This is a genomic window from Streptomyces sp. NPDC087263, assembly GCF_044744645.1.
In the GTDB taxonomy this organism is placed as follows: domain Bacteria; phylum Actinomycetota; class Actinomycetes; order Streptomycetales; family Streptomycetaceae; genus Streptomyces.
Genome location: NZ_JBIUYT010000014.1, coordinates 16,683 through 43,591 on the forward strand (window position 1 = coordinate 16,683; position 26,909 = coordinate 43,591).

Below are 26,909 nucleotides of genomic sequence, written 5' to 3' on the forward strand. Positions count from 1 at the left end.
AGGGGGCGGGCAGACGAGCAGACCGACGAGCAGACGGACGGGCAGACGGACGGGCAGACCGAAGGGCCCGCACCCCCTGGTGGAGGTACGAGCCCTTCGTCACGTCGAACAGAACTATCAGTCGGCGCGTGCTTCAGCTGGTCGCCAGCCGGACCATGTCCGCCTGCGGCCCTTTCTGGCCCTGCGAGATCTCGAACTCGACCCGCTGGCCCTCTTCAAGGGTGCGGTAGCCGTCCATCTGAATCGCGCTGTAGTGGACGAATACATCCGCACCACCGTCGACCGCGATGAAGCCGTACCCCTTCTCCGCGTTGAACCACTTGACGGTGCCCTGAGCCATGCCTAACTCCCCTATTACTGGCCCTTGCACAGGACCGCACTTCGCGGGCCCGGGTCAGACCTCACCCCCCAAGGATTGGGGGTGTGCGCCGGAACGCGTCGACCGCGGCTGAATGTATCTGTCCAACTGCCCTCTGCAACAGGTCAATCGGACGAGAATTCTGAGCACGACCGATCGGGAATATGCGGAGAATTCGCAAAGTTTCAGGGCAAGTCGGGCCCCGTAAATGCCATAAACGGCTCAAAGAGGCGGGGCACTTTGGCTACTTCTTGTCGGGCATCGGGCGAGGACTCATATGCGCCCGGCATGAAACCAACTCGAAAGCGAAGCGGCTTCCCCAACTGTACCGCGCTCAACCATACAGAATTGCCCCCTCCGCTTCTCTCACGGAGGGGGCAATTCGATGAACTCTCGGTGACCGCAATTACCTAAGGTAACGGCAATCACCGTAAGTAATGACGCGTGACGGTCAGCCTCCGGCGACGGCCGGAATGATCGAGACGCCCGCGCCGTCCGGCGTCGACGTCTCCAGGCCCTGCTCGAAGCGGACGTCGTCGTCGTTCACGTACACGTTGACGAAGCGACGCAGCTTGCCCTGGTCGTCCAGGACGCGTGCGGCGATGCCGGTGTGGTTCTGCTCCAGGTCGGCGATCACCTCGCCGAGGGTGCCGCCCTCGGCCGTCACCTCGGCCTTGCCGCCGGTGTAGGTGCGCAGGATGGTGGGGATGCGGACGTTGACACTCATGACGCGAGGCCAGCCTCTCGGAAGGAGTCCAGGTTCGGGCGGATGGTCGCGGTGAGCCCGGTGTCCGAGGCCACCGCGTCCAGGGTCTTGAGGCCGTCGCCGGTGTTGAGGACGACGGTGGTGAGGGTCGGATCGAGCAGACCGTTCTCGATCAGCTTCTTCGCCACACCCACCGTCACGCCACCCGCGGTCTCGGCGAAGATGCCCTCCGTCTGCGCGAGGAGCTTGATCGCGTCGACGATCTGCTCGTCGTTCACGTCCTCCACGGCGCCGCCGGTACGCCGCGCGATGTCGAGCACGTACGGCCCGTCGGCCGGGTTGCCGATGGCGAGCGACTTGGCGATGGTGTGGGGCTTCTGGGGCCGTACGACGTCGTGGCCGGCCTTGTAGGCCACCGACACCGGCGAGCAGCCCTCGGCCTGGGCACCGAAGATCTTGTACGGCTTGTCCGCCACAAGGCCGAGCTTGATCAGCTCCTGCAGAGCCTTGTCGATCTTCGTGAGCTGGGAGCCGGAGGCGATCGGGATGACCAGCTGGTCGGGGATCCGCCAGCCGAGCTGCTCGCAGATCTCGTACGCGAGGGTCTTCGAGCCCTCCGCGTAGTACGGCCGCAGGTTGACGTTGACGAAGCCCCAGCCCTCGCCGGCCGGGTCGCCGATCAGCTCGGAGCAGAAACGGTTCACGTCGTCGTAGTTGCCCTCGATGCCGACGAGCTCGCCGCCGTACACCGCGGCCATGACGATCTTGCCCTGCTCCAGGTCGTGCGGGATGAAGACGCAGGAGCGGAAGCCGGCGCGGGCCGCGGCGGCACCGACGGCGCCCGCGAGGTTGCCGGTGGAGGAGCAGGAGAGGGTGGTGAAGTCGAAGGCGCGGGCGGCCTCGATGGCCTGGGCGACGACGCGGTCCTTGAAGGAGTGCGTCGGGTTGCCGGAGTCGTCCTTGACGAAGAGCTTGCCGGGGGTGACGCCCAGCGCGCGGGCCAGGTTGTCGGCCTTGACGAGCTTGGTCCAGCCGGGGTTGATGTTCGGCTTCTCCGCGACGTCCGCGGGGACCGGCAGGAGCGGCGCGTAGCGCCAGATGTTCGCGGGGCCCGCTTCGATGCGCTTGCGGAGGTCCTCGGTCTCGTAGGCCGAGAAGTCGTACGCGATCTCCAGCGGGCCGAAACACTCCTCGCAGGCGAAGAGCGGGCCGAGCGGGACGCGGTGTCCGCACTCGCGGCAGGAAAGCGCGGTGGCGGGGCCCAGGTCGACGGAGTTCGCGGAATCCGGGGAGGTCACGGGGTTCGTGGTGTGTGCAGTGGTGCTTGCAACTGTCTGCGCAGCCATGGAGGCGAGGCCCTTTCTCCTCATCTTCCTCACGACGCACTTCGCCGTGAGACGGATTTGGCACCTTCCCGAGCCGGGAGCCTCGCCACATCGATGTGACAAGAACCAGCTGGAGGGTTGCCGGGGCTTCAACGGGCCGTATCCCTCTGCCCCTCTGGATGAGCGGTATTCAGTTGTGCGCCGGACGACCCCCGACATGCGATGGTCATCAGCGTTGTTCAAGACTGTAACCGAAGGCCTGGATGGTGGAGAGAGCCGTCCGAACCGCGAGATGCCAGCGACACACCAAACGCTGCCGCGGCGACGGGCACAAGCATCCCAATGAACGCAAGGGAGAGCCGCACGTGCTTGAAGACGTCGAGCGCTGGCTGAGCACGCGCTCCTGGTCCGTGACCGACCGGCCGCTCAAGAAGCTCATAGCCGCGAAACGATCCACCAACTCCACGGTGAGCGTGGTCCTGCCCGCGCTCAACGAGGAGGCCACGGTCGGTGAGATCGTCTCCATCATCCGCCGCGACCTGATGACCCGCAAAGTCCCCCTCGTCGACGAGATCGTCGTCATCGATTCGGGCTCGACCGACCGCACCTCCGAGGTCGCCGCCGCCGCTGGCGCCCGAGTAGTCCACCGGGACGAAATACTTCCCCGCATCCCGGCCGTGCCCGGCAAGGGCGAGGTCCTGTGGCGGTCACTCCTGGTGACGAGCGGTGACATCGTCTGTTTCATCGACGCGGACCTCAAGGAGTTCTCGTCGGACTTCGTCTCCGGGATCGTGGGGCCGCTGCTCACCGATCCGGGCGTGGACCTGGTCAAGGCGATGTACGACCGCCCGCTGAACCTGCCGGGTGAACCCACCTCCGGCAGAACCGCGGCCGGTCAGGGCGGCCGTGTCACCGAACTGATGGCACGCCCCCTGCTGAACATGCACTGGCCGCAGCTGGCCGGCTTCGTCCAGCCGCTCGGCGGCGAGTACGCGGCCCGCCGCACCCTCCTGGAACAGCTCCCGTTCCCCGTCGGATACGGCGTGGAGCTCGGCATGCTCGTCGACGCGCTGCACCTGGTGGGCCTGGACGCGCTCGCCCAGGTCGACGTCGGTGTGCGCAAGCACCGGCACCAGGACGGCCAGGCGCTGGGCCGGATGTCCGCCGCGATCTACCGCACCGCACAGCTCCGGCTCGCCCGCGGCCACCTCATCCGGCCGGCCATCACCCAGTTCGAACGGGGCGAGTCCGGCTTCGAGCCGCGCACGTACTCCGTGGATACGGAAGAACGGCCTCCGATGGCGGAAATCTCGGAGTATCAGTCACGCAAAGCGGCGTAAACCGTCGACGGTATACGTCTGCGCGGTACCCCGTCCGTACGTTTGAGCGTTTCCGGGCCGGGCTAGATTGACGCGTATGGCTTCCACGGCTTCGACTGCTGCTTCCACGGCATCCCCGCAGGGCTCCCACCGGATCCTCGTCGCGTCCAACCGCGGCCCGGTCTCCTACGACGTGCGCGAGGACGGCGAGCTCCAGGCCAGGCGCGGCGGCGGCGGCCTGGTCTCGGGCCTGTCGGCGATCGGCCCGGACGCGGGCGCCCTGTGGGTGTGCTCGGCGCTCGGCGACGGGGACCGCGAGGCGGTGAGGCGCGGGGTCGGCGAGGACGGCGTACGGATGCTGGACATCGACGCCGAGGTGCACGCGGACGCCTACAACGGCATCGCGAACTCCGTGCTGTGGTTCGTCCACCACATGCTCTACCAGACGCCGCTGGAGCCGGTCTTCGACATGGAGTTCCGGCGCCAGTGGGCGTCGTACGAGGCCTACAACCGGGCCTTCGCGCGGGCGCTGGCCGACGAGGCGGCCGAGGGCGCCGTGGTGGTCGTACAGGACTACCACCTGACCCTCGTCCCCGGCATGCTGCGGGAGCTCCGCCCCGACCTGCGGATCGGGCACTTCTCGCACACGCCGTGGGCGCCGGTGGACTACTTCCGCATGCTCCCCGACGACATCGCCGAGCAGGTGCTGCGCGGCATGCTCGGCGCGGACCGGCTCGGCTTCCTCACCCAGCGCTGGGCGTCCGCGTTCACCGCGTGCGCGCAGGAGCTGGTCGGCGGGCTCGGTGACACCCGTGTCGGCGTGCACGGGCTCGGCGCGGACGCGGACTTCCTGCGCAAGCGGTCGCACGAGGCGGATGTCGCCGAGCGGATGGCCACCCTGCGTGAGCAGATCGGCGAGGGCCGGAAGGCGATCGTGCGGGTCGACCGCACCGAACTGTCGAAGAACATCGTGCGCGGACTGCTGGCCTACCGGCAGCTCCTGGAGGACCAGCCGTCCTGGCGCGAACGGGTCGTGCACGTCGCCTTCGCCTATCCCTCCCGCCAGGACCTCGCCGTGTACCGCGAATACACCGCCGAGGTGCAGCGGGTCGCCGACGACATCAACTCCACGTACGGCACGCCCGGTTGGACCCCGGTCCTGCTCGCCGTCGACGACGACTTCGCCCGCTCCCTCGCCGCGTACCGGCTCGCCGACGTGGCCCTCGTCAACCCGATCCGGGACGGCATGAACCTCGTCGCCAAGGAGGTGCCGGTCGTCTCCGACGAGGGGTGCGTGCTGGTGCTGTCCCGGGAAGCGGGGGCGTACGAGGAGCTGGGCGAGGACGCGATCGTGGTGAACCCGTACGACGTGGTCGGCACGGCGCGGGCGCTGCACGAGGCCTTGTCGATGGGGGCCGGTGAGCGGGCCGAGCGCACCAAGCGGCTGGCCGCCGCGGCGACGGCGCTGCCTCCGGCGCAGTGGTTCCTGGAGCAGCTGCGGGAGTTGGAGAGCCGGCCCTAACCGAGCCGCGCCGCCAGGGCCCTCAGCAGCTGTACGACGCCTGCCGGGCCGTCCACCACCAAGTCGGCCCGCTCGGCCAGTTCCGCGACCTCCGCGCTGCCGCTGCACACCAGGAGGCCCGGGATGCCGTCGGCGCGGAGCTTGTCGACGGCGGCGAAGGCCGGGAGGTCACCGAGGTCGTCACCGGCGTACAGGACCGCTTCCGCGGCGGTCTCGCGGACGTGGGCGAGCAGGGCGACGCCCTTGTCCATCCCCGGCGGGCGGAGTTCCAGGACCATGCGGCCCGGTTCGACGATCAGGCCGTGCCGGCCGGCCAGCTCGGTGAGGGGCTCGCGCAGGGCCTCGAACGCCGCCTGCGGGTCCGCCGCGCGCCGGGTGTGGATGGCGATGGCCCGGCCCTTCTCCTCGATCCAGGTGCCCTGCCAGGCGCCGACCGTGTCGAGGAACCCGGGCAGCTCTGCGCGGACGGTGGCGACGCCGGGGTGTGGGGCGGGGGCGCTGACCGTGCCGGTCCGCGCGTCCCAGCGCTCGGCGCCGTAATGCCCGAGCACGACCAGGTGCTCCAGGCCCGGCGCCCCCGCGAAGCCGCCGTGCTCGACCGCCACGGCGGCCGGGCGTCCCGTGACGACCGCCACGGAGGCGACCTTCGGGGCGAGGGCCGCGAGTGCGGGGACCGCGTCCGGGTGGGCGCGGGCCTGCTCGGGGTCCGCGACGATCGGCGCGAGCGTCCCGTCGAAGTCGAGCCCGATCACCGCGTGGCCCGGCCGGGCGAGGATCGCGTCGAGACCGGCACGGCCGGCGGGGGTGGTGGGGGTCGGCAGGGGGTCCGCATGGCTGGCCATACGGGGACCCTATCCGCGCATGGGCTGGGTGTGGTTTTTTCGCCCCCTCCGCCCCTGCCCGTCCCTTGGTCCTGGGGCTCCGCCCCAGACCCCGCTCCTCAAACGCCGGAGGGGCTGAGCTTTCGCCGACCGGGGCTGAGATCTTTCAGCGCCGGTCGGCGCTAGAGGTTTTCAGCCCGTCCGGCGTTTGAGGACGAGGCCGTCCAGGCCGAAGCGGGGGTCTGGGGGCGGCAGCCCCCAGAAACAAGGGACGGGCAGGGGCGGAGGGGGCGAAAAACACCCCCCACCCCCGTCACCGCTCCCCCCGCCGCGACTCCCGGACCCTCCGCAGCCGGTTCACCGTCACCGGATCATGAGCCAGCGCCCGCGGATCGTCGATCAGGGCGTTGAGGAGTTGGTAATACCGCACGGGCGCCAACCCCAACTGCTCCCGTATCGCCCGCTCCTTCGCCCCCGGCCCCCCGAACCCACGCCGCTCCATGGCGAGAATCCCCCGCTCCCGCGGACCGAGTTCCTCCCTGGATTCGCTGGATTCGCTGGATTCCATGGGTTCCATGGACAGAACCGTAGCCCCGACCACTGACAGCGCTACGCCGCGTTGTCCACCGCGTCGGCCTCCGCCTGTAGCGACCCCAGCACTTTGGCCGGACTCCCGTCCGCCCCCACGGCCTTTCCGATCTGCGCCTTGACGTCGGCGCTGACACCGGCCCAGGAGGTCTTGCCGACGGGGTACAGCTCGGCGGTGGCGAGTTCCTCGAGGAAGGGGGCGAGATCCCGGTCGTCGCTGTCGGCGGCCATGGCCTCGGACGCGGACGTGGTGACCGGCAGCAGGTCGTACTCACGGGAGAAGGCGAGCACGTTCTTGTCGCTGTAGACGAAGTCGAGGAAGTCACCGACCTGCTCGGCATGGCCGTTCTGCTTGAAGGCCATCATCCAGTCGGCGACACCCAGCGTGGACTTGCTCTGACCATCGGCCCCGGGCATCGGCACCATGCCGAAGTCCACCCCCTTCGCGGCGGCCATCTTCATCAGCGTGGGATGCCCGCTGAGCATCCCGACCTCGCCCTTCGTGAACGCGGAGAACGCGTCAGCCCGGTTGAGCTTGCCGGGCGCGGTGGGCCCGGTGAGCCCCTTGCCGACGAGTTCGTCCTTGAGCCAGGTGAAGGTCTTGACGTTCTCGGCGGAGTCGATGGAGTACGTACCGACGTCGTTGGTGTAGCCGCCGTCGCCGCTCAGCATCCACTGCAAGGTCTCGGCCTGCGCCTCCTCGGGCCCCAGCGGCAGCGCGTACGGGTACTTCACGCCCGCGGCCTTGAGCACCTCGGCGTCGGAAGCCAGCTGGTCCCAGGTCTTCGGCGGGGTGAGCCCGGACTGGGTGAAGAGGGTCTTGTTGTAGAAGAGCAGCCTGGTGGAGGAAGCGAACGGCAGGCCGTACTGCGCTCGTTCCTGCTCGCCCGCGTCGGTGAGCTGGAGGGCGAAGTTGGCCTGGACGGGTATGGAGAGCAGTTCGTCGGCCGTGTAGAGCTGACCCTTGGCGGCGTAGTCGGCGTACGCGCCGATCTGCGCCATGTCGGGCGCCTCCCCGGCCGCGACCATCTCGCTGACCTTGCGGTCGACGTCGTTCCAGGAGTAGACGCTGACCTCGACCTTCACTCCCGGGTGGTCGGCCTCGTACTCCTTGACCAGTCCGTCCCAGTACTTCTGGGAGCTGTTGGCGTCGGAGTCGCCGTAGTCGGCGGCCACCAGCCTCAGGGTCACATCTCCGGAGCCGCCGGAGCTTCCGCAGCCTCCGAGGGTGGCTGTCATGCCCAGTGCGGACACCGCCGCGATCATTCCTGTCCTACGCCGCCGCACCGCTTTGCCCCAACCCTGTGTCGATTCGCCGTTCGATATTCCGGCATAAGGTCTACACCACGTAAGTGGACTAGACCTCTTCCGGGTTGACGGGCCACACTGTCCCTCGTGAGACATGTCATCGCCCTCGATGTGGGCGGCACCGGGATGAAGGCCGCCCTCGTCGGCGCCGACGGCGGGCTTCTCCATCAGGCGCGCCGGGCAACCGGCCGCGAACGCGGGCCCGACGCCGTCGTCGAGGGCATCCTCGGTTTCGCGGCCGAACTGCACGCGTACGGCGAGCAGCACCTCGGCGAGGGAGCCGCCGCCGCCGGCGTCGCCGTCCCCGGCATCGTCGACGCCGACCGCGGCATCGCCGTGTACTCGGCCAACCTCGGCTGGCGCGACGTACCCATGCGCGAACTGCTCGGCACCCGGCTCGGCGGCGTACCGGTGGCCCTCGGGCACGACGTGCGCACCGGCGGGCTCGCGGAGGGCCGGATCGGCGCGGGGCGGGGAGCGGACCGTTTCCTCTTCGTGCCGCTCGGCACCGGCATCGCGGGCGCGATCGGCATCGGCGGCAGCGTGGAGGCGGGCGCACACGGCTTCGCGGGCGAGATCGGCCACATCGTCGTACGGCCCGGGGGAACCCCGTGTCCATGCGGCCAGCACGGCTGTCTGGAGCGGTACGCGTCCGCCGCGGCCGTCAGCCAGGCCTGGGCGGCGGCCTCCGGGGACCCGCAGGCGGAGGCGGCGGACTGCGCGAAGGCCGTCGAGTCCGGCGACGAGCGGGCCGTACGGGTCTGGCGCGACGCCGTCGACGCACTCGCCGACGGGCTCGTCACCGCACTCACCCTGCTGGACCCCCGCACCCTGATCATCGGTGGCGGCCTGGCCGAGGCCGGGGAAACCTTGTTCACACCACTGCGGGCCGCGGTCGAGCGGCGCGTGACCTTCCAGAAACTGCCGTCCATCGTCCCCGCGGCCCTCGGGGACACGGCCGGTTGCCTGGGCGCCGGACTGCTGGCCTGGGACCTGCTGAACACCACTGCCCCTGTTGACGCCACTGACCCCATTGACCCCACTGACCTCTCGGAGGTAACCACCTGATGGCCACTAGCAAGGTTTTCGCCGGTGCACAGGTGGTACTGCCCACCGGAATCGTGGACGGCGGCCGTGTGATCGTCGACGGCGCGCGGATCGTCGGGAGCGCTCCCGCGGACGCCGAGACGGTCGATCTGTCCGGGCACTGGCTCGTCCCGGGCTTCGTCGACCTCCACAACCACGGCGGCGGCGGCGCGTCCTTCACCTCGGGCACGGTCGAGGACGTCCTCAAGGGCATCCACACCCACCGCCTGCACGGCACCACCACGACCGTCGCCTCCACGGTCACCGGCGACATGGACGGCCTCGCCCAGCGCGCCGGGCTGCTCTCCGAGCTGGCGGAGCAGGGCGACCTCGCGGGCATCCACTTCGAGGGCCCGTTCATCTCGCCGTGCCGCAAGGGCGCACACTCCGAGAAGCTGCTGCGCGACCCCGACCCGGCGGAGGTCCGCAAGCTGATCGACGCGGCGCGCGGCCACGCCCAGATGGTCACCCTCGCCACCGAACTGCCGGGCGGCATCGACTCCGTACGCCTGCTGGCCGAGCACGGGGTGATCGCGGCGATCGGCCACACGGACGCGACGTACGAGCAGACGGTCGAGGCCATCGAGGCGGGCGCGACCGTGGCGACGCACCTGTTCAACGCGATGCCGGCGCTCGGCCACCGCACTCCGGGCCCGATCGCCGCCCTCCTTGAGGACGACCGGATCACGGTCGAGCTGATCAACGACGGCACGCACCTGCACCCCGCCTCCCTGGAGCTGGCGTTCCATCACGCGGGCCCCGGCCGGGTCGCGTTCATCACCGACGCCATGGACGCGGCCGGCTTCGGCGACGGCCGCTACATGCTCGGCCCGCTGGAGGTCGAGGTCACGGAAGGCGTCGCGCGCCTGGTGGAGGGCGGCTCCATCGCGGGCTCCACACTCACGCTGGACCGCGCCTTCAAGCGGGCGGTCACCGTCGACAGGCTGCCGGTCGAGGACGTCGTGGCGGCCCTCTCCGCCAACCCCGCCCGGCTCCTCGGCCTGTACGACAAGGTGGGCTCCCTGGAGCCCGGCAAGGACGCCGACCTGGTGATCCTCGACTCCGCCTTCGAGCTCAAGGGCGTGCTGCGCAGGGGCGAATGGGTGGTGGATCCCCAACTGGGCTGAGGGGGGGGCGCCGGTCGGCGCCGGGGGGGCGGACGTGATCCTCACCGTCACCCTGAACACGGCCCTGGGCCCTGGACCTCACCTACCGGGTTCGGTCCCTGCGCCCGCACACCTCACGCCTCACACCTCAGACCGGGTCACCGAGGTGTCCGAACGCCCGGGCGGCAAGGGCCTGAACGTGGCCCGGGCGCTCGCCGCCCTCGGCCACGAGCTGACGGCCATGGGCTGACGGCCACGGGCATCACGGGCGGCGCGACGGGCCGCGCGGTGCGGGACCAACTACGCCCTGACGTCGTCAGGCCCAACGCGGACGAACTCGCCGAACTCAGCGGCCACCACGACCCGTTGCGGGCCACCCGTGACATCCGACGCCTCGGCGCCCGCACGGTCGTGGCCTCACTGGGTGCGCAGGGCCTGCTCGCGGTGAACGCGGAGGGCCGCCGGCGGGCGAGTTCGACCGCAGGACGTACACGAGAAACTGCTGGCCCTGGTCACAGTCACGGTCGCGCTCACTCGGGACGCGAGCGCGCCATAGCCGCCGTTACTCCTTGACCTGGCCTTTCTTCAGCCACAGCTGGTCGAGGAGGGCATTGCAGCTGTCGCCGTCCTTGCAGGAGATGGCGATCGTGTTGGTGCCCTTGGTGAGGGTGGGCCACGAGTAGGTCTGCGTCCAGCCCTTGGCGAAGTCACCGCCGTCGGCGTGCGCGAAGTTGCCCAGGTTCAGCTTGCTGCCGAACTCCTTGCCGTTGACGGTGAGCGTCATCTCCTCGTCGGAGCCGGGCACGCTGTAGCGGGTGAAGAGGGTGTAGGCGCCGTCCTCGGGAATGCCGTTGACGGTCCAGGTGACCTGGGCGCCGACCTGGTTGAGGCCGGTGACATAGACACCGCCGTCGGACTGGGCGCCCTCGATGTCGGACGCCGTCGTCACGCCGGTGCCGAGGTTCAGGACCTTCGCGTCGGCCTTCGGCAGTTCGGCCGCGGGCTGGTCGCCGGCCGACTCGCTCGGCGACGCGCTCTGCGAGGTCGACTGCGTCGGGCCTCCCGCGTCGGCGGCGGCCTTGTCGTCGTTGCCCGAGTCGCTGCTGAGCATGGCGACGCTGATGCCGATGACGACGGCCGCGACCACGGCGATCGCGCCGATGAGGAGGCCCTTGGTGTTCGGCCCGTTCGATCCGCGGCCACGCCCGCCACCGTCGCCGACCGGCGCGTGCCGGGTCGTGGGCGCGCCGCCGGGAACCGTCTCGGGCGCCGCGTAGTTCGCGTTCTGCTGGCCATAGGCCTGCTGCTGCGGGACCTGCTGGCCGTATGCCGGCGGCTGACCGTACGCCTGCGGCTGGCCGTACTGCGCGGTCGGGGCCTGCTGGCCGTACGCGGCCTGCCCGCCCTGCGGAGGTCCGTTACGGCGCTCGCCGACCGCACGCACCCGGTTCACCGAGCCGGGGTAGCCGTAGCCGCCGCCTCCACCGGGTGGGGTGGCTCCGTTGGCCTGGCCGTCCTCGTACAGATAGCCGAACGGGTCATCGTCCTCGGGCGTGCTCGCGCCGTTGTTGCCGGGCGTCATCCCTTGGTCTCCTAGCGGGTGCGGTACAGATGCGGACGGTGCAGATTCACTGCATGGATGAATGGCGAGCCTACCCGGTCTCGCTGGGCCAAACGGGTGCCCTCACCGCTTCACCCCAGTGACCTGCTACTTATCCGGCCCGCCGATGCGCTTTGGGACGAGACCGTTTCTCGATGTACATCCGCTCGTCCGCGGACTTCAGCACCTCGTCCGCCGTCATCCCGCAGTGCGCCCACCCGATTCCGAAGCTGGCGCCCACCCGGACGGCCCGGCCGTCGACCCTGATGGGCGGGATGATCGCGTTCCGCAGCCGTACGGCGAGATCCTGGGCGTCGGCCCGGCCGAGCCCGTCGGCGAGCACCACGAACTCGTCGCCGCCGAGCCGGGCGACCGTGTCGCCGTCCCGGACGCCGTGGGTGAGCCGGCGCGCGACCTCGATGAGAACCGCGTCACCCGCGTTGTGCCCGAACCGGTCGTTGATCGACTTGAAGCCGTCCAGGTCGCAGAAGAGGACGGCCAGCCCCTTGGCGCCGTCGTCCGTCTCGCCCTCGGGCGCGATGGTGTGCACGTGGTGGTCGAAGGCTTCGTATGCCTCGGAACTGGGCCACGTGTCGAAGGCGTGTCCGTTCCCGTTCCCGCTGTACGCGACCTCCCCGTTGCCGTTCCCCTCGTACCGGCCGTGCTCGCCGCTCGGGAGCGCCCCCATGGCGGCCTGCTGCTGCCCGTGCGTGTACGCCGCGTCGAGGGACTCGATCGCGCCGGGGGGCAGCGCCGCCGGGCGCTTGCAGAGGCGGGAGCTGAGCCGGGAGCGCAGCTCGGCCGAGTTCGGCAGGCCGGTGAGGGAGTCGTGGGAGGCGCGGTGGGCGAGCTGGAGCTCGCGGCGCTTGCGGTCCTCGATGTCCTCGACGTGGGTGAGCAGAAACCGGGGGCCGTCGGCGGCGTCCGCGACGACCGAGTTGCGCAGTGACACCCAGACGTAGGTGTTGTCGCGACGGCAGAGCCGCAGCTCGGCGCGGCCGCCCTCCGCCGAGGTCCGCAGCAGCGTGCCGATGTCCTCGGGGTGGACGAGGTCGGAGAAGGAGTAGCGGCGCATCGCGGAGGCGGGGCGGCCGAGCAGGCGGCAGAGCGCGTCGTTGGTCCGCAGGATCCGGCCGTGCTGGTCGCCGCCCATCTCCGCGATGGCCATGCCGCTCGGCGCGTACTCGAAGGCCTGCCGGAAGCTCTCCTCGCTGGCCCGCAGCGCCTGCTGCTCCCGCTCGAGGCGGACAAGTGCGCGCTGCATATTCGCTCGTAGACGCGCGTTGCTGATGGCGATGGCGCCCTGGAACGCGTACATCTGGAGCGCCTCACGCCCCCATGCGCCGGGCCGCCGCCCGTTGCGCGGCTTGTCCACGGACAGGACGCCGATCAGCTCGCCGCAGCCGCTGCCGGAGACACCGGGGCTGTACATCGGCGCGAAGAGGCGGTCCGCGGGGTGCCACTCGTCCTCGAAGCGGGGAGCGGGACCGTCGGTGTACCACTGCGGCACGTCGTCCTCGTCAAGGACCCAGCCCTCGGAGTGGGGTATGAACCGCAGGTCGCCCCAGGCCTCGCCCATGGTCAGCCGACGGTCCCAGGAGGCGCGGGAGCCGACGCGGCCGGTGATGAGGGCCTCGGCGGCGGAGTTGCCGGCGAACGCGGCGACCACGAGGTCACCGTCCGGGCGTACGAGGTTGACACACGCCAGCTCGTACCCGAGGCCGGTCACCACTCCGTCCGCGACGGTCTGCAGCGTGTCCGCAAGGCTGCGGGCGGTGTTCATGTCCGCCATCACCGTGTGCAGTTGCCGCAGGGTCGCAAGACGGACGTAGGGCTCCGACTCGGTCTCCATTCGCCCTCCCCTCGAGACCTCGCAGCAACTCCAGGGTTCTCTTCGGCGCACCTGGTTTTCTTCGGCCTACCGCTTGGTAGCTTCTCACCTAGCGTCCCAGTCACTGAATCACAGCGCGCTGCTCACTCGGTACACAGGGTCAACAAAATATGGCTCCTGTGACTCAAGTCACAGCGTAACGTGAACAATTGAGTGGGGTTTCTGCATTTTCTCCGTGCACCTATTGAGCGCATATTGGAGAGCTGTGCACGCGCTGTGCGCGATTGTGTCCGTTGCGTGCCGCTGGGGTGTTGCGGCGGGTTCGCGGGGCCGGTTTTCCGCCGGGGGTTCACCGGCGGTCCGTCAGCGGGTTTTCCCGCCGGTGGTCCGACGGTCGGCCATCGGCCATCGGCCATCGGCCGTCCGCCGGTCGCCGTTCGTCCGCCGGTCGCCGTTCGTCCGCCGGTCGCCGTTCGTCCGCCGGTCGCCGTTCGTCCGCCGGTCGCCGTTCGTCCGTCGTCCGTCGGTCGGTCGTCGTCGTCGTCGGGTCGGTCGTCGTCCGTCGATGGTCCTAGGACCAGGCTCGGGCCGGGGACCGATGTGCGGCCCCGGGGTCGGAGACTAGCGTTTCGGCGTGCCGAACACTCCCCCCGCGGCTCCCTCGGTCGCGTCCCCTGCCCCTTCCCTTGTCGCTCCCGCTGCCGCCTCCCCCACTGCTCCCGTGCATGCTGAGGGGGTGAGCAACGACGAGTTCCGCGCCGCCATGTCCCGGCTGGCCGCGGGCGTGGTCCTGGTGACCGCGCACGAGCCCGCACTGGACCCGGAAGGGCCGGGCGGCGAGGACATCGGCATGACGGCGACGGCCTTCATGTCCGTCTCCCTGGACCCGCCCCTGGTCATGGCCAGCCTGCGCGACGGCTCCCGTATGGACGACCTGCTCGCCGAACAGCCCCTGTGGGCCGTCTCCGTGCTCTCCGAGAGCCAGCGTCACATCGCGGGCCGCTTCGCCATGAAGGGCCGCATCAGCGACCGGCTCCTCTTCGAGGACATCCCGTACGTCCGCGGAAAGGCGTCCGGCGCACTCCTGGTGGGCGGCTCCCTGGCCACCCTGGAGGTCCGGACCGAGCAGCGGGTGCCCGCCGGGGACCACACCCTCGTCATCGGCCGCGTACTGACAGCGGGAGTGCCGAGCGCGGACGGCGGCCCGCTGACGTACTTCAAGGGCAGGTACCGGCAGTTGGGCTGAGCCCGGGTCGGTGGCCCTACCCCCAGTCGCGCCCGTTGCGTCCGCGCTTGGTGTCGGAGCGCTGCTTCTTCTCGCGCAGCCGCCGCTCGTTGATCCCGCGGGGGATGCGAGTGGCCCGGCGGGGCTTGGGCGGGGGCGCGGAGGCCTCGGCGAGGAGGGAGGCCAACCGTACGGCGGCGGTCTCCCGGTTGCGCCACTGCGAGCGGTGCTCGGAGGCGCGGACGGTGATGACCCCGTCGACGAGCCGCCCGGCGAGCCTGTCGAGGGCGCGTTCCTTCCAGACGGGCGGCAGCGCGTTGGTCTTCGCGAGATCGAACCCGAGCTCCACCTGCGTGTCGCTCGTGTTGACGTGCTGTCCGCCGGGCCCGCCGGAGCGCGAGAAACGCCACATGAGCTCGGCCTCGGGGAGGGAGACGGAGCCGCGAATGACGTAAGGACCGGACATGAGGTACATGGTCGCGCGGATGTCCGGTCCACGTCACCATGTTTTCAGCGGCACGCGCACTGCTAGGTAAAGAAAGTAAAGCGGCAGGAACCTTCGGTACCCCTCGTGGCGTTCTTACGGGTAGCTGTAGCTTCGTGCCCGTACGAAGCCCAAACGTACGAGCACGGTGCACGTACGCAACGAGGGAAGGGACTCCCAACAATGGCTGTAAGCCTGTCCAAGGGTGGCAACGTCTCGCTCACCAAGGAGGCTCCGGGCCTGACCGCCGTCACCGTGGGCCTCGGCTGGGACGTCCGCTCCACCACGGGCACCGACTTCGACCTCGACGCCTCCGCGATCGCGGTGAACCCCGAGGGCAAGGTCTACTCGGACAACCACTTCATCTTCTTCAACAACAAGCAGACCCCGGACCAGACCATCGTCCACACCGGCGACAACCGGACAGGCGAGGGCGCGGGCGACGACGAGGCGATCAACGTCAACCTGGCGGGCCTCCCCGCCGACGTCGACAAGATCGTCTTCCCGGTCTCCATCTACGACGCGGAGACCCGCTCGCAGAACTTCGGCCAGGTCCGCAACGCCTACATCCGCATCGTCAACCAGGCCGGCGGCGCCGAGATCGCGCGCTACGACCTGTCGGAAGACGCCGCCACCGAGACCGCCATGGTCTTCGGCGAGCTCTACCGCAACGGCGCCGAGTGGAAGTTCCGCGCCGTCGGCCAGGGCTACGCATCGGGCCTGACGGGCATCGCGCAGGACTTCGGCGTGAACGTCTGACGTTCGCCCGCGGCACACCAGAGCGGGTCTACGGCCGCCCGGCCGGGGAGGTTTCCCGGCCGAGCGGCCGTGCCGTTGCCCACGCCATAATCTGCCCCGCATGATCCTCGACGTTCTCCCGGCCGCCCCCGACATCCCGTCCCCCCTCCTCACCGAACTCACCGCCCTCTACGCCTCCCACCGCGACTTCCACGCCCTCGGCGGTGACTTTCCCGACCCTGAGGACATCCGCCCGGAGCAGGTCGCGGCCTCGCTGGCCGAGGAGTTGGCGAACCCGGACGTGGAGGTTCTGCTGGCCCGGAACAGCGTCGGGGGGCGGCTCGTCGGGGTGGTGATCACTCTTGCGCGGCATCCTGATCCGGCTGATCCCGATCCGTGGATCGGGCTGCTCCTCGTGGAGGGGAGCGAGCAACGCCGGGGGTACGGGCGGGAGTTGGCGGGACTGGTCGAGGGGCGGTTCCGGGGTGCGGGGCGAGGCGCCGTACGGCTTGCCGTACTTGACGACAACCCCGGTGGCCTCGCCTTCTGGACCGCCCTCGGGTACGAGGTCATCGGGCGGCGCGTGGACCGAAAACTCCGGCGCCCCTGCGCGGTGTTGCGCAAGACGCTGCGCACTCCGCGCCCGGCGGCCCGCGTCGCCGTTCTGGACCCCGAGGGCTCGGTGTTCCTCTTCCGGTACGACAACGACGAGGTGGGCGTCCACTGGGCGCTGCCCGGCGGGGGGCTCGAACCGGGCGAGAGCCCACGCGAAGGGGCCGTGCGGGAGCTGCGCGAGGAGACCGGGTGGACCGACCTGGAGCCCGGAGCCCTGCTGTGCGCCTGGGAGCACGACTTCACCCGGGCCGGAGTTCCCGTGCGCCAGAACGATCACATCTACGTGGCACGCGGCCCGCGTCGCGACCCCGTCGGCGACCATCTCGGCGTCTCGCACACCGAGGAGGGGATCCTCGGCTGGCGCTGGTGGACCCCGCAAGAACTGGCCGCCTCGCCCGAGCCCCTCTGGCCGCCCCGACTACCCTCACTGCTTGCCGAGTTGGACGATGTCACGACGTCCGACTGAGACGGCGTTCACGGCGTCGCCGGTTTCCCCTCCCCGTACAGCCAGTCCTTCCAGATCGGGCCGAAGTCGGCGTCCGGCGCGGACTTCTCCACGTAGGCCGTGAAGTCGGCGGTGTCCGCGTTGCCGTGGCGGTGGGCGGCGGCCCAGCCCTGGACGATGTCGTGGAAGGTGTCGTCGCCGACGGTCTGCCGGATCTTGTGGAGGACCATCGCGCCGCGTTCGTAGACGGGGCTGTCGGAGAGGTGCGCGGCGCTGGTGGGCTTGGCGGGCGGGAAGGCCCAGACGGCCTCGTCGAGGTCCGGGTCGTCGTAGTAGTCGCCCTGGTAGAGGGAGTTGAAGATCTCGTCGGCGGTGTCGCCGTCGTGGTCCTCCTGCCACAGCCACTCCGCGTACGTGGCGAAGCCCTCGTTGAGCCACATGTCCCGCCAGGTCCTGGGCGTGACGGAGTCGCCGTACCACTGGTGCGCCAGTTCGTGGACGAGGAACTCGGTGTCCGGGGCGCCGGGGAAGACCGGGCGGTTCTGGGTCTCCAGGGCGTACCCCGCGTCCTCCTCGCGGTCGACGATCGCGCCGGTCGAGGAGAAGGGGTACGGGCCGAAGTTGGCCTCCTCCCACTCCATGGCCTCGGGGATGCTCGCGAGCACCTTCTTGCTCGCCTCGGCCTGCGTCGGGTCGACGGCGACGATCACCGGCAGGCCGTCCTTCGTCGTGGAATGGGTGATGTCGTACCGGCCGATCGCGACCGTCGCCAGATAGCTCGCCATCGGTTCGGCGGTGTGCCAGGTGGCGGTCGTACGGCCGTTCAGCGTCGTCTCGTCCTTCAACTCGCCGTTGGAGACGGCCCGCAGACCCTCGGGGACGGTGACCGTGATGTCGTACGACGCCTTGTCGGAGGGGTGGTGGTTGCCGGGGAACCAGGTCATCGAGCCGGTGGGTTCGCCGAGCGCGAGGGCGCCGTCCGCCGTGCGCAGCCAGCCCTCCTCCGAGCCGTCGGGGTCGGTGAGTGTCTCGGGGGTGCCGGAGTAGCGGACCGTCGTGCGGAAGGTGTCGCCCTTGTCGAGGTCGTCGTGCGGGCGCACGGTGAGTTCATGGCCTGCGCGGTTCCAGCGGGCGGCCTCGGCATCGCCCTCGCCCTCCGTGTCGGCCTCGCTTGTGACGGTGACCTCGTCGACGTCCAGGCCCTTCAGATCGAGGTTGAACGCACTGAGATCCTGGGTGGCCTTCGCCGTGATCTCCGCCGTCCCGGTCAGGCGCTTGGTCCCCGGGTCGTAGGCGAGGGTCAGGCCGTAGTGCGTGACGTCATAGCCGCCGTTTCCCAGTTTCGGGAAGTACGGGTCGCGTACGCCGGAGGCGCCGGGCTTGCCCTGCACGCCGCCGCTGCACGCGGTGAGCACCAGGGCGATGGCCAGGGCAAAGGGCACGGCGGAGGGCCGTGCGGAGGCCAGGGCGGCGGAGGATCGGGGCACGTCCGCGATCCTACGAGGACATGACACCATCACCTACGTGCTCGACATCGGCTACGCCCTCTCCAACCGCTTCCCCGACCCCCCGCAGACCGACTACCGCCGCGCGGACGTCCACGCGCTGCGTCACGACCTGTTCTGCGGGGATGTCTATCTCGCCGACACCAAGGCGGACCGGGAGCTGTCCACAGCCTGGGGATGGGTGCCGGTGCTCGACTTCGGATGGGCGCTGTGCGACATCGTGGAGCAGCTCGACCGGGATCCTCGCGGGAGCCGGGCCTCGCGGCCGCAGCGCGCGGAGCTCGACTTCACGGAGTCGACCGACCGGATGCTCTTCGAGCGGCGGTTCGGGTGGGTGGATGTCGAGGCGGACTGGATGCGGGTGGAGGAGGCGCCGTTGAGCTTTTCCCACGCCGAGCTTCGGCGTGAGGCGCGGGACTTTCTGCACGATCTGATCGCCGACCTTGTCGATCTCCACGAGGGGCTTCGCGACAACCCGGCGGTGTGGACGCTGGAGGCTCGCTTTCCTCGGGTGGCGTGAGAGTGGCGACCGAGTGGGCGCGGGGTGGTTTTTTCGCCCCCTCCGCCCCTACCCGTCCCTTGTTCCTGGGGGCTGCCGCCCCCAGACCCCCGCAGTCGGCCTGAACGGCCTCGTCCTCAAACGCCGGACGGGCTGAAACGGCGTAGCCCCGGAAGTACGGGACGCCTCCTACTCCACCCGCACCCCCATCGCCGCCGCCAACACCCCCGCCAGATCCACCAGTTGAGCCGGACTGATCACCGCCCCCGTCAGCCGGTCCACCCCCCGCGCGATGCTGAACTCGGCGGCCCCCCGCAGGTCCACGTCCGTCAGCGTCGCCCCCGTGAGATCCGCTTCCTTGATCACGCAGTCCACGAACTCCACGCGCTCGAGCCGGGCAGCGCCGAAGTCCGGCTCCACCAGGACGCACCCTTCGAAGACGACGTCCTTGAGGCGGGCCCTGCGCAGGTTCAGGTAGTCGATCTTGCCGCCGCGCACCAGGACGCGCTCCAGTACGGAACCGTGCAACTGCACCCCGCCCAGCCGGGCGTCGACCAGCTCGACATCGCGCAACGTCGACTCGGCGAGGTCGGTGCCCACGCCCCGTATGCCGGTCAGGACCGAGTCGAGGACGCGTGCGTGATGCAGCCGCGTCTCGTCCAGCGCGCACCCGGTCAGCGCGCAGTCCATGAACCGCGCGCCCCCGCCGTCCTGCCCGACGAAGTCCACGTCACGGAAGTCGAGGCCGTCGTAATCCCCGTCGGGCTCCAGCCCCGCACCGCCGTACGGCTCCAGGGGCGGCAACCGCACCTCCGGCCGCCGCGCACCCTTGACCAGCCTCTTCGCCCCGCCCGCCGCTTTCCGCACCATGCCCCCCATCGTGCACCCCACCACTGACAACGGCCCCGACCTGCGTTTTCCCCTCCCCATGTCACATTCCGGCCCCCTCGATCAGTCGTCACGGCAGAAGACAACGCCCCCGGAGCAGAGGGAGACCCCAGCCATGCCCCACATCACCGTCATCGGCGGCGGCTTCGCCGGACTCACCGCCGCTGTCACAGCCGCCGAGACCGGTGCCAAGGTCACCGTGTACGAGGCCCACCACACGCTCGGCGGCCGGGCCCGCACCGCCGAGGGCCGCTACAAGACCAACGAAGGGCCGCACGCCCTCTACAGCGGCGGCCCGCACTGGACCTGGCTCAGGCAACGCAACCTGCTCGGTCCGCTCGCCCCGATCCCGGCTCTGGAAGCGGCCCGCCTCAGGCTCCACCACAAGGGCGCCCTTCGCCGGACCCCGCCCTTCGCGATGCTCAAGCTGCTGCGCCGTACGTCCCGACAGGCGCCCGTGGACGTCGACTTCATGACCTGGGCCACGGAACAGGCCGGCGAGGAGGGCGCCCGGGCGGCGGCGCACTACTCCGCAGTCGCCCTCTTCCACCACGACCCCGGCTCCCTCTCCGCCGCCTTCGTGCAGGAACGCCTGCGCCGCGCCACGAAGTTGCCTCCGGAGGCGCACTACCCGAGGGGTGGCTGGGCGTCCGTCATCGACCGGATGGCGGCCCGCGCCTGGAATCTCGGCGTCCGGATGGAGACCCTGGCGAGGGTCGACGCGCTTCCCCAGGATGGTCCCGTCATCGTCGCCACCTCCCTCGACTCCGCCCGCCGCCTCCTCAAGGACGACTCGCTGACCTGGGCGAGCGGCCGTACCGCCCTCATCGACCTGGCCGTCCGCACCCGGCGCGGCGACGCGTTCGCCGTCTCCGACCTGGACTCACCCGGCTGGATCGAGAGGTTCACCGCGCAGGACCGCAGCCTCGCCCCGGCCGGCGAGCAGCTCGTCCAGGGGCAGATCCCGATCGCCCCGCACGAGTCCCGGGCCGATGGCGTCGCCCGCGCCGAGCACCTGCTCGACCTCGCCTTCGACGGCTGGCGCGAGCGCGTGACCTGGCGGCGCGAGGCCACCGCGAACGGCCGTACCGGCGCGGTCGACCTGCCCGGCACCAGCTGGCGCGACCGCCCCGCCATCGACCGCGGCGACGGCGTCTACCTCGTGGGCGACCAGGTCGCCGCCCCGGGAGTGCTCTCGGAGGTCTCCTTCAACAGCGCGCTCGAAGCCGTGACCCTGGCACTCAAGGTCCGGCAACGACTTGACCTCAAGCGAGCTTGAGGTCAAAAGCTGAGCCCACAACGAACGGACGACAGACGACAACGACAGACAACAACGACGGCCTACAGACAACGGTCAACAGACGACGGCCAATGGATGACGGCCAATAGACGACGGAGCCCACCATGCACGCCATCCGCCAGCACGCCTTCGGTCCTGCCGAAAACCTCTCGTACGAGCGGACCGAGGACCCCGAGCCGGGGCCCGGCCAGGTCCGTATCGCCGTCGCCGCGGCGGGCGTTCACCTTCTCGACACCGCGATCCGGGCGGGCATCCGCGGCCCGCTCCCGGAGCTGCCCGCCCTGCCCACGATCCCCGGCCGCGAGATCGCCGGCACCGTCGAGTCCCTCGGCGAGGGCGTGGCCGACCTCTGGCTCGGCAAGCGCGTCGTGGCGCACCTGGGCTTCGCCCCCGGCGGCTACGCCGAGCTGGCGGTCGTCGACGTCGACCGCCTCCACGAGATCCCCGGGAACCTGGACTTCGCGCAGGCCGTCGCGATGATCGGCACCGGGCGTACGGCGATGGGGATCCTGCAGTTCACCGAGCTCGGCCCCGACTCCGTGGTCGTGATCCCGGCGGCAGCAGGCGGTATCGGCACCCTCCTCGTGCAGTACGCCAGGCACGCGGGCGCCACCGTGATCGGGCTGGCGGGCGGCCCGGAGAAGGTGGCCCGCGTGCAGCGGAACGGCGCCGACCTGGCCGTCGACTACAAGGACCCGGACTGGCCGGAGAAGGTCCGCGCCTTCCTCGGCGGCGCGAAGGCAACCGTCGTCTTCGACGGGGTGGGCGGTGACGCGGCCCGCGAGTCCGTCGCCCTGCTGGGCCCCGGCGGCACGCACCTCGTCTTCGGCTGGTCCGGCGGGGGCCTGCGTGACGGCGGCGCCCCGCTGCTCGTCGAGGGCGTCTCCCAGGAGGTCCTGGGGGTCGCGATGATGCGGAAGGCGGGCGGCCCCAACCCCGTCCACACCCTGGAGCTGCGCTCCCTCGCCGAAGCCGCCGCCGGCCGTCTGACCCCGGCCGTCACCCGCTTCCCACTCGCCGAGGCCGCAGCCGCGCACCGCGCCCTGGAGAACCGGGGCACCGTCGGCAAGGTGGTACTGGAACCGTGATCAACGGTCAGTCCCGTGAGCCCAGCCTCGCAAGTGCGTCGTCCGTCAGCCGGTACACCGTCCACTCGTCCTGCGGCCGCGCGCCCAGCGCCTCGTAGAACTCGACGGCCGGCCGGTTCCAGTTCAGCACCGACCACTCCAGCCGCTCGTACCCGCGCTCCACACAGATCCGCGCCAGTTCGGTCAGCAACGCCTTCCCGTGCCCGCCGCCGCGCACCTGGGGCCGTACGTACAGGTCCTCCAGGTAGATCCCGTGCACCCCGCGCCACGTCGAGAAGTTCAGGAACCACAGCGCGAACCCGACCACCTCCCCCGCCGCGTCCTCGGCGACATGCGCGAACGCGGCGGGACGCTCCCCGAACAGCGCCTCCCGCAACTGCTCCACAGAGGCCCGCGCCTCCTCCAGCGCCTTCTCGTACTCGGCGAGCTCACGCACCAGGGCGTGGATGACGGGGACATCGGCGGGGGTGGCTGGGCGAATCATGGCGGCAGTGTCACATACGTACACAAGCCGCGCGCATACGGGGTCAGTGCCGCCCCGCCACCCGGTCCGCCACCCTGGCCAGTCGCGACGACTCCGCGCTGTGCGTGGTCAGTTCGCGGCGGTCGGCCGTGCGGTAGGTGGCGTACATGCCGTGGACGCCGATCCAGCGGAAGGGCTCCGGCTCCCACTTGCGCACCTTGTGGTCGACCCAGGGCAGGCCGGTCAGTTCCGTCTCGCCGGACTGCCCGGAGTCCCGCTGGACGAGGTCGCGCAGGGTACGGGCGGCGAGGTTGGTGGTGGCGACGCCGGAACCGACGTAGCCGCCGGCCCAGCCGAGCCCCGTCGAACGGTCCAGGGTCACCGTGGCACACCAGTCGCGGGGCACGCCGAGGACGCCCGACCAGGCGTACTCCACCCCCACACCGGCCAGCGAGGGGAAGAAGCGCACGAGGATCTCGCGCAGCGCATCGACGGTCGCGGGCTGCGTACGGCCGTCGTTGTCGGTGCGTGAGCCGAAGCGGTACGGGACTCCGCGGCCGCCGAGCGCGATCCGGCCGTCGGCGGTGCGCTGGGCGTACATGTACGCGTGCGCCATGTCGCCCAGGGTCTCGCGCCCCTCCCAGCCGATGGTCTCCCACTGCTCGGCGGTCAGCGGCTCGGTCGCGATCATCGACGAGTTCATGGGCAGCCAGGTCCGCTTCTGCCCCTTGAGCGAGGCGGTGAAGCCCTCCGTGCAGCGCAGGACGTAGGGCGCGCGGACCGTGCCGTACGGAGTCACCGCGTGCTTCGGCCGGATCTCCGTGACCGGCGTCTGCTCGTGGAGGGTGACGCCGAGCGCCTCGACCGCGGCGGCCAGCCCCTTGACCAGCTTCACGGGGTGCAGCCGTGCCCCGTGCGGCGTCCAGGTGGAGCCCACCGCGTCCGCGACCCGGATCCGCTCGGCGGTCGCCACCGCGCCGTACAGCTCGCGGTCCTTCTCCCCGTACGACAGTTCGTGCTCGTGGAAGGCCTTCAGCCGGGCCAGCTGAGCGGGCGTGTAGGCCACTTCGAGTACGCCGCCCTGATGGATGTCGGCGTCGATGCCCTCGGCCGCGGCGACCCGCACCACTTCGCCGACCGTCTCGTTCATGGCCCGCTGAAGCCGTACGGCCGCCTCCTTGCCGTGCAGTTTCGCGTACCGGTCGCGCCCCGCGATGCCGTTGTAGAGCCAGCCGCCGTTACGCCCCGAGGCGCCGTACCCGCAGAACTTCTGCTCCAGGACGGTGATCCGGAGGAAGGGCGCCGCCTTCTTCAGGTAGTACGCGGTCCACAGTCCCGTGTAGCCGCCGCCGACGATGACGACGTCCGCGGAGGCGTCACCGGGCAGCGGCTCGCGCGGTGCGGGGAAGCCGTCGTCGGCATACCAGAAGGAGATGCCGCCATTGACCGTGCTGCTGCTCATGGCCGGGACGTTAACGCCTGAGGGCGGCCAGTGTCTCCTTCGGATTCCATGCTTTTCCGCGCCCTCTGACCAGCGGATAGCAGGCCAGACCGATCAGCACCGAGGTGAAATGCCCGAGATCGGTGAAGGTGCGCCCGGCCGCCAGCGGCACCCCGTACACGAGGAGCACGATCGCCACGTACGGATACCGCCAGGGCGCCGCGATCCGGTACGTCAGCACCGCGATCACCCCCGCCAGCGCGTAACTCACCCCGATGTCCAGGGTGTTGACCGCCGACTGCGGCGCCACCCCGTGCCGGATCGCCAGCAGCAGCGCCCCCTCGCTGATCAGCGTCGCCAGGACGTGCGCGGCCACACAGACCGCCAGCCACCGCGCGGTACCGAGCCAGTGCTCCGCCTGGGCGTGAAAAACCGTGTACAGAAAGGCGTACGGCAGCCAGTACCCGCCGTCGATCCACATCGCGCTGGAGAAGAGCACCCGGATCGGGTTGCTCGACAGCTCGTGGATGTTGGTGGACCGCTGCCGCAGGAACTCCTGCTCGAACTCCGGCGACATCTGGTGCACGGCCACGGTCGTGACGAAGAGGACCAGCAGCCAGATGTACGTTCCCGGGGCACGGCTGATGTACGACCAGGCGGCGCGTGGAACTCGACTCATGGGGTGATTGTGATGGTGCGGGACGCCCGGCTGCTGGAGCGGGGGGCGGAGTTTCTGGAGCGGTGGGGACTGCGGCAGGAGGGGCGGCCGATGAGCGGGCAGGTCGCGGTCGTGCTGCCGGTGGTGCGCGGCGACGGGACACGGGCCGCCCTGAAACTCCAGGACCTCGACGAGGAGACGGCCGGCGAGGCCCTGGCTCTGCGGACCTGGGGCGGCGACGGTGTCGTACGACTGCTGGACGACGATCCGGACACCGGCACGATGCTCCTGGAACGGCTCGACGAGGACCGCCCACTGGCCGCCGTACCGGATGTGATGAAGGCGACCTCGATCCTCGCGGACCTGCTCGCCCGGCTGACATCGCTGCCGGCACCGGCGGAGCTGCGACGCCTCGGAGAGCTGACGGCGGACATGTTCGACCGCCTGCCGGCCGCGCTGGCGGCGTCGGCCGACGAGGACGACCGCCGACTGCTGCGGAACTGCGCCGCCGCGCTGCGCGAGGTCGCGGACGAACCCGGCGACCGCCTCCTGCACTGGGACCTGCACTTCGAGAACATCCTCGCAGCCGACCGCGAACCCTGGCTGGCCATCGACCCGAAACCGCTCGCCGGAGACCCCGCCTTCGACCTGCTCCCCGCCCTCTGGAACCGCTTCGAAGAGGGACACCTCCTGCGGCGCTTCGACCTGCTGACGGAGACCCTGGGTGCGGACCGCGAGCGCGCTCGGGCCTGGACGCTGGGCCGCGTGCTCCAGAACTCGCTGTGGCGGGTGGAGGAGGGGCAGGGCCCGGACGTCCGGCAGGCGGCTGTCGCGAGAACGCTGCCGGCTCGGCGGCACTGAGGCGGCGTCGCGCCGACCGGACACCGGGAGGGCAGTGAGGGCGTTCCGCCGACTCGGCGGAACGCCCTCACCCGGTACCTCTATCCAGCCCGCCCGGCCATCCGGGTCATCCGGGTCATCCGGGTCATCCGGTCAGGGCGTTCAACGCGGCGAGATAGCCGTCGCGGTGACCCGCCACATTCGGGTGGTAGGACTCGTTGAGTTTGTCCCATTCAAGGCTGGTCAGCCAGACGGTGCCCGTCGAGCAGATGGTGTGCGGGTCGAATACCGGCCGGGCGTCCAGGAATGTGAAACCGGCCTCCGCCGCACGGGCGGACATGACACCTGCCAGGGTGTCGGCCGCCGAGTTCACGGCCCTTCGTTCGGTGTCGCTCAATCCGAAAATTCCGCAGGTCCCGCTGATGGTGTAGAACCGCGGATAACCGATGACAATGACTCGCGCATTGGGCGCCTTGGCCCGCACCGCCGCGTACGTCTGCGCCAGCGCGGTCGACAGAGTGGTCTGTGTGGCCTGCTTCGCCGCCTCGACTCCGTCGACACAGTCCTGGTCGTCGATGGTGAGGACGCAGTTCGCCAGCACATCGACGAAACCGACGTCGTTGCCGCCGACCTGAATCGTCACCAACGTGGTGTCCGCCGTCAGTTGGGGAATCTGCGTGTTGATCAGGTCGGCCGTGGTCGCGCCGGAGCACGACGCCTCCACATAGGCGACCGACGGGTGCTGGGCCGCCCACAGCCGGGAGTAGGCCAGTGGGCCCCGTCTGCACAGGTCGTTGACGGCGTCGTCGTACGTCCGGGTCCCGGGGGCGACGGCGTACGAGTCACCCAGAGCCACGTACTTGCCCTCGGCCGCCTGAGCCGAGCTCGATATCGTGACCGCCCCGACGAATGCCAGCAGGACGGTGAAAAGTACCCTTAATGAACGCACGGAAATACCTCTCCATGGCAGATGAATTAGCCCCCATGAATAGCAGTTCAGGACGTCCTCGCGCTGCCGCACCCATGAAGAAGTGATGACGTTTCAGGAGCGGAGGGATGCCGGTGGCCACCGGGCCCCGAGCGGCTGCCCAATGGCCGAGAATTCACCATGCCGATGGTTTGAGATCAGCGGGCCCGGAATCAATACCCT

The 26,909-nt window shown here is 70.2% G+C and carries 26 protein-coding genes, 1 pseudogene and 1 riboswitch; of the genes and pseudogenes, 12 read left to right on the forward strand and 15 right to left on the reverse strand.

The window, feature by feature from the left end; genetic code table 11:
- Positions 1-133: 133 nt before the first annotated feature.
- The 3 genes from ACIPC1_RS35520 to thrC form a co-directional block, all read right to left on the reverse strand.
- Positions 134-340: a cold-shock protein gene (locus tag ACIPC1_RS35520; protein ID WP_164304865.1), complete on the reverse strand. Its 207-nt coding sequence runs from the start codon at positions 338-340 to the stop codon at positions 134-136.
- A gap of 469 nt (positions 341-809) precedes the next feature.
- Positions 810-1,085: a MoaD/ThiS family protein gene (locus ACIPC1_RS35525; protein WP_402524776.1), complete on the reverse strand. Its 276-nt coding sequence runs from the start codon at positions 1,083-1,085 to the stop codon at positions 810-812.
- On the reverse strand, positions 1,082-2,410 hold the full coding sequence (gene thrC, locus ACIPC1_RS35530; RefSeq protein WP_402524779.1) for a threonine synthase: 1,329 nt from the start codon (positions 2,408-2,410) through the stop codon (positions 1,082-1,084). The genes ACIPC1_RS35525 and thrC overlap by 4 nt, the downstream gene beginning before the upstream one ends.
- Before the next feature lie 17 nt (positions 2,411-2,427).
- A riboswitch (SAM riboswitch) is annotated at positions 2,428-2,575 on the reverse strand.
- Between the two features lie 179 nt (positions 2,576-2,754).
- On the opposite strand from thrC, the gene ACIPC1_RS35535 reads away from it, so the two are divergent.
- On the forward strand, positions 2,755-3,729 hold the full coding sequence (locus tag ACIPC1_RS35535; RefSeq protein WP_384392913.1) for a glucosyl-3-phosphoglycerate synthase: 975 nt from the start codon (positions 2,755-2,757) through the stop codon (positions 3,727-3,729).
- Positions 3,730-3,805: 76 nt separating this feature from the next.
- On the forward strand, positions 3,806-5,230 hold the full coding sequence (locus ACIPC1_RS35540; RefSeq protein WP_402524783.1) for a trehalose-6-phosphate synthase: 1,425 nt from the start codon (positions 3,806-3,808) through the stop codon (positions 5,228-5,230).
- Here the strand turns inward: ACIPC1_RS35540 and otsB are convergent.
- The 3 genes from otsB to ACIPC1_RS35555 form a co-directional block, all read right to left on the reverse strand.
- Positions 5,227-6,072, reverse strand: a complete 846-nt coding sequence (gene otsB, locus ACIPC1_RS35545; RefSeq protein ID WP_402524785.1) for a trehalose-phosphatase — start codon at positions 6,070-6,072, stop codon at positions 5,227-5,229. The genes ACIPC1_RS35540 and otsB overlap by 4 nt on opposite strands.
- Before the next feature lie 292 nt (positions 6,073-6,364).
- Positions 6,365-6,628 carry a DUF3263 domain-containing protein gene (locus tag ACIPC1_RS35550; RefSeq protein WP_402524787.1) on the reverse strand — a complete coding sequence of 88 codons (264 nt, stop codon included), beginning with the start codon at positions 6,626-6,628 and terminating at the stop codon, positions 6,365-6,367.
- A gap of 32 nt (positions 6,629-6,660) precedes the next feature.
- Positions 6,661-7,905: an extracellular solute-binding protein gene (locus ACIPC1_RS35555; RefSeq protein ID WP_402524789.1), complete on the reverse strand. Its 1,245-nt coding sequence runs from the start codon at positions 7,903-7,905 to the stop codon at positions 6,661-6,663.
- A gap of 129 nt (positions 7,906-8,034) precedes the next feature.
- On the opposite strand from ACIPC1_RS35555, the gene ACIPC1_RS35560 reads away from it, so the two are divergent.
- From ACIPC1_RS35560 to ACIPC1_RS35570, 3 genes and pseudogenes are all read left to right on the forward strand, one after another.
- On the forward strand, positions 8,035-9,015 hold the full coding sequence (locus ACIPC1_RS35560) for an ROK family protein (protein WP_402524792.1): 981 nt from the start codon (positions 8,035-8,037) through the stop codon (positions 9,013-9,015).
- A complete protein-coding gene (gene nagA / locus ACIPC1_RS35565) occupies positions 9,015-10,160 on the forward strand; it encodes an N-acetylglucosamine-6-phosphate deacetylase (protein ID WP_384387057.1) in 1,146 nt (381 codons plus the stop codon). The genes ACIPC1_RS35560 and nagA overlap by 1 nt, the downstream gene beginning before the upstream one ends.
- A 34-nt stretch (positions 10,161-10,194) precedes the next feature.
- A pseudogene (locus ACIPC1_RS35570) lies at positions 10,195-10,658 on the forward strand (PfkB family carbohydrate kinase); the annotation flags it as partial.
- A 43-nt stretch (positions 10,659-10,701) separates the two neighbouring features.
- Here the strand turns inward: ACIPC1_RS35570 and ACIPC1_RS35575 are convergent.
- Both ACIPC1_RS35575 and cdgB read right to left on the reverse strand, forming a co-directional pair.
- Positions 10,702-11,721, reverse strand: a complete 1,020-nt coding sequence (locus ACIPC1_RS35575; RefSeq protein WP_402524795.1) for a carbohydrate-binding protein — start codon at positions 11,719-11,721, stop codon at positions 10,702-10,704.
- A 130-nt stretch (positions 11,722-11,851) separates the two neighbouring features.
- Entirely contained in the window at positions 11,852-13,591 is a 1,740-nt protein-coding gene (cdgB, locus tag ACIPC1_RS35580; RefSeq protein WP_402524798.1) for a diguanylate cyclase CdgB, read from the reverse strand.
- Between the two features lie 613 nt (positions 13,592-14,204).
- On the opposite strand from cdgB, the gene ACIPC1_RS35585 reads away from it, so the two are divergent.
- Entirely contained in the window at positions 14,205-14,816 is a 612-nt protein-coding gene (locus tag ACIPC1_RS35585) for a flavin reductase family protein (protein ID WP_402524800.1), read from the forward strand.
- Between the two features lie 16 nt (positions 14,817-14,832).
- Here ACIPC1_RS35585 and arfB read toward each other — a convergent pair whose 3' ends face one another.
- Positions 14,833-15,261: an alternative ribosome rescue aminoacyl-tRNA hydrolase ArfB gene (gene arfB / locus ACIPC1_RS35590; RefSeq protein WP_365432690.1), complete on the reverse strand. Its 429-nt coding sequence runs from the start codon at positions 15,259-15,261 to the stop codon at positions 14,833-14,835.
- 201 nt (positions 15,262-15,462) lie between these two features.
- Here arfB and ACIPC1_RS35595 point away from each other — a divergent pair, with 201 nt between their 5' ends.
- Both ACIPC1_RS35595 and ACIPC1_RS35600 read left to right on the forward strand, forming a co-directional pair.
- On the forward strand, positions 15,463-16,038 hold the full coding sequence (locus ACIPC1_RS35595) for a TerD family protein (protein WP_384387045.1): 576 nt from the start codon (positions 15,463-15,465) through the stop codon (positions 16,036-16,038).
- A gap of 100 nt (positions 16,039-16,138) precedes the next feature.
- Complete coding sequence (locus tag ACIPC1_RS35600; RefSeq protein ID WP_402524804.1) at positions 16,139-17,098, forward strand: GNAT family N-acetyltransferase; 960 nt, start codon at positions 16,139-16,141, stop codon at positions 17,096-17,098.
- 8 nt (positions 17,099-17,106) lie between these two features.
- Here ACIPC1_RS35600 and ACIPC1_RS35605 read toward each other — a convergent pair whose 3' ends face one another.
- On the reverse strand, positions 17,107-18,594 hold the full coding sequence (locus ACIPC1_RS35605; RefSeq protein WP_402524806.1) for a M1 family metallopeptidase: 1,488 nt from the start codon (positions 18,592-18,594) through the stop codon (positions 17,107-17,109).
- A gap of 7 nt (positions 18,595-18,601) precedes the next feature.
- Between ACIPC1_RS35605 and ACIPC1_RS35610 the strand changes: the two genes are divergently transcribed.
- Positions 18,602-19,102 carry a hypothetical protein gene (locus ACIPC1_RS35610; RefSeq protein ID WP_402524808.1) on the forward strand — a complete coding sequence of 167 codons (501 nt, stop codon included), beginning with the start codon at positions 18,602-18,604 and terminating at the stop codon, positions 19,100-19,102.
- A 168-nt stretch (positions 19,103-19,270) separates the two neighbouring features.
- Here the strand turns inward: ACIPC1_RS35610 and ACIPC1_RS35615 are convergent, their stop codons facing one another.
- A complete protein-coding gene (locus ACIPC1_RS35615) occupies positions 19,271-19,951 on the reverse strand; it encodes a pentapeptide repeat-containing protein (RefSeq protein ID WP_402524811.1) in 681 nt (226 codons plus the stop codon).
- Between the two features lie 133 nt (positions 19,952-20,084).
- Here ACIPC1_RS35615 and ACIPC1_RS35620 point away from each other — a divergent pair, with 133 nt between their 5' ends.
- Together ACIPC1_RS35620 and ACIPC1_RS35625 are read left to right on the forward strand one after the other, a co-directional pair.
- The gene (locus ACIPC1_RS35620; RefSeq protein ID WP_402524813.1) at positions 20,085-21,248 is read left to right on the forward strand and encodes an NAD(P)-binding protein; all 1,164 of its coding nucleotides are present in this window, start codon (positions 20,085-20,087) and stop codon (positions 21,246-21,248) included.
- Between the two features lie 125 nt (positions 21,249-21,373).
- The gene (locus tag ACIPC1_RS35625; RefSeq protein ID WP_402524815.1) at positions 21,374-22,357 is read left to right on the forward strand and encodes a zinc-binding dehydrogenase; all 984 of its coding nucleotides are present in this window, start codon (positions 21,374-21,376) and stop codon (positions 22,355-22,357) included.
- A gap of 7 nt (positions 22,358-22,364) precedes the next feature.
- Here ACIPC1_RS35625 and ACIPC1_RS35630 read toward each other — a convergent pair whose 3' ends face one another.
- From ACIPC1_RS35630 to ACIPC1_RS35640, 3 genes are read right to left on the reverse strand one after another with little or no spacing between them, the layout of a single operon-like run.
- Complete coding sequence (locus ACIPC1_RS35630) at positions 22,365-22,841, reverse strand: GNAT family N-acetyltransferase (protein WP_402524817.1); 477 nt, start codon at positions 22,839-22,841, stop codon at positions 22,365-22,367.
- A 43-nt stretch (positions 22,842-22,884) separates the two neighbouring features.
- On the reverse strand, positions 22,885-24,282 hold the full coding sequence (locus ACIPC1_RS35635) for an NAD(P)/FAD-dependent oxidoreductase (protein ID WP_402524819.1): 1,398 nt from the start codon (positions 24,280-24,282) through the stop codon (positions 22,885-22,887).
- A 10-nt stretch (positions 24,283-24,292) separates the two neighbouring features.
- Positions 24,293-24,940, reverse strand: coding sequence for a rhomboid-like protein (locus tag ACIPC1_RS35640; protein ID WP_402524822.1), 648 nt, complete (start codon positions 24,938-24,940; stop codon positions 24,293-24,295).
- 12 nt (positions 24,941-24,952) lie between these two features.
- Between ACIPC1_RS35640 and ACIPC1_RS35645 the strand changes: the two genes are divergently transcribed.
- Entirely contained in the window at positions 24,953-25,780 is an 828-nt protein-coding gene (locus ACIPC1_RS35645; RefSeq protein WP_402524824.1) for an aminoglycoside phosphotransferase family protein, read from the forward strand.
- Positions 25,781-25,904: 124 nt separating this feature from the next.
- On the opposite strand, the gene ACIPC1_RS35650 is transcribed toward ACIPC1_RS35645, so the two are convergent.
- Positions 25,905-26,708, reverse strand: coding sequence for an SGNH/GDSL hydrolase family protein (locus tag ACIPC1_RS35650; RefSeq protein ID WP_402524826.1), 804 nt, complete (start codon positions 26,706-26,708; stop codon positions 25,905-25,907).
- Positions 26,709-26,909 lie beyond the last annotated feature (201 nt).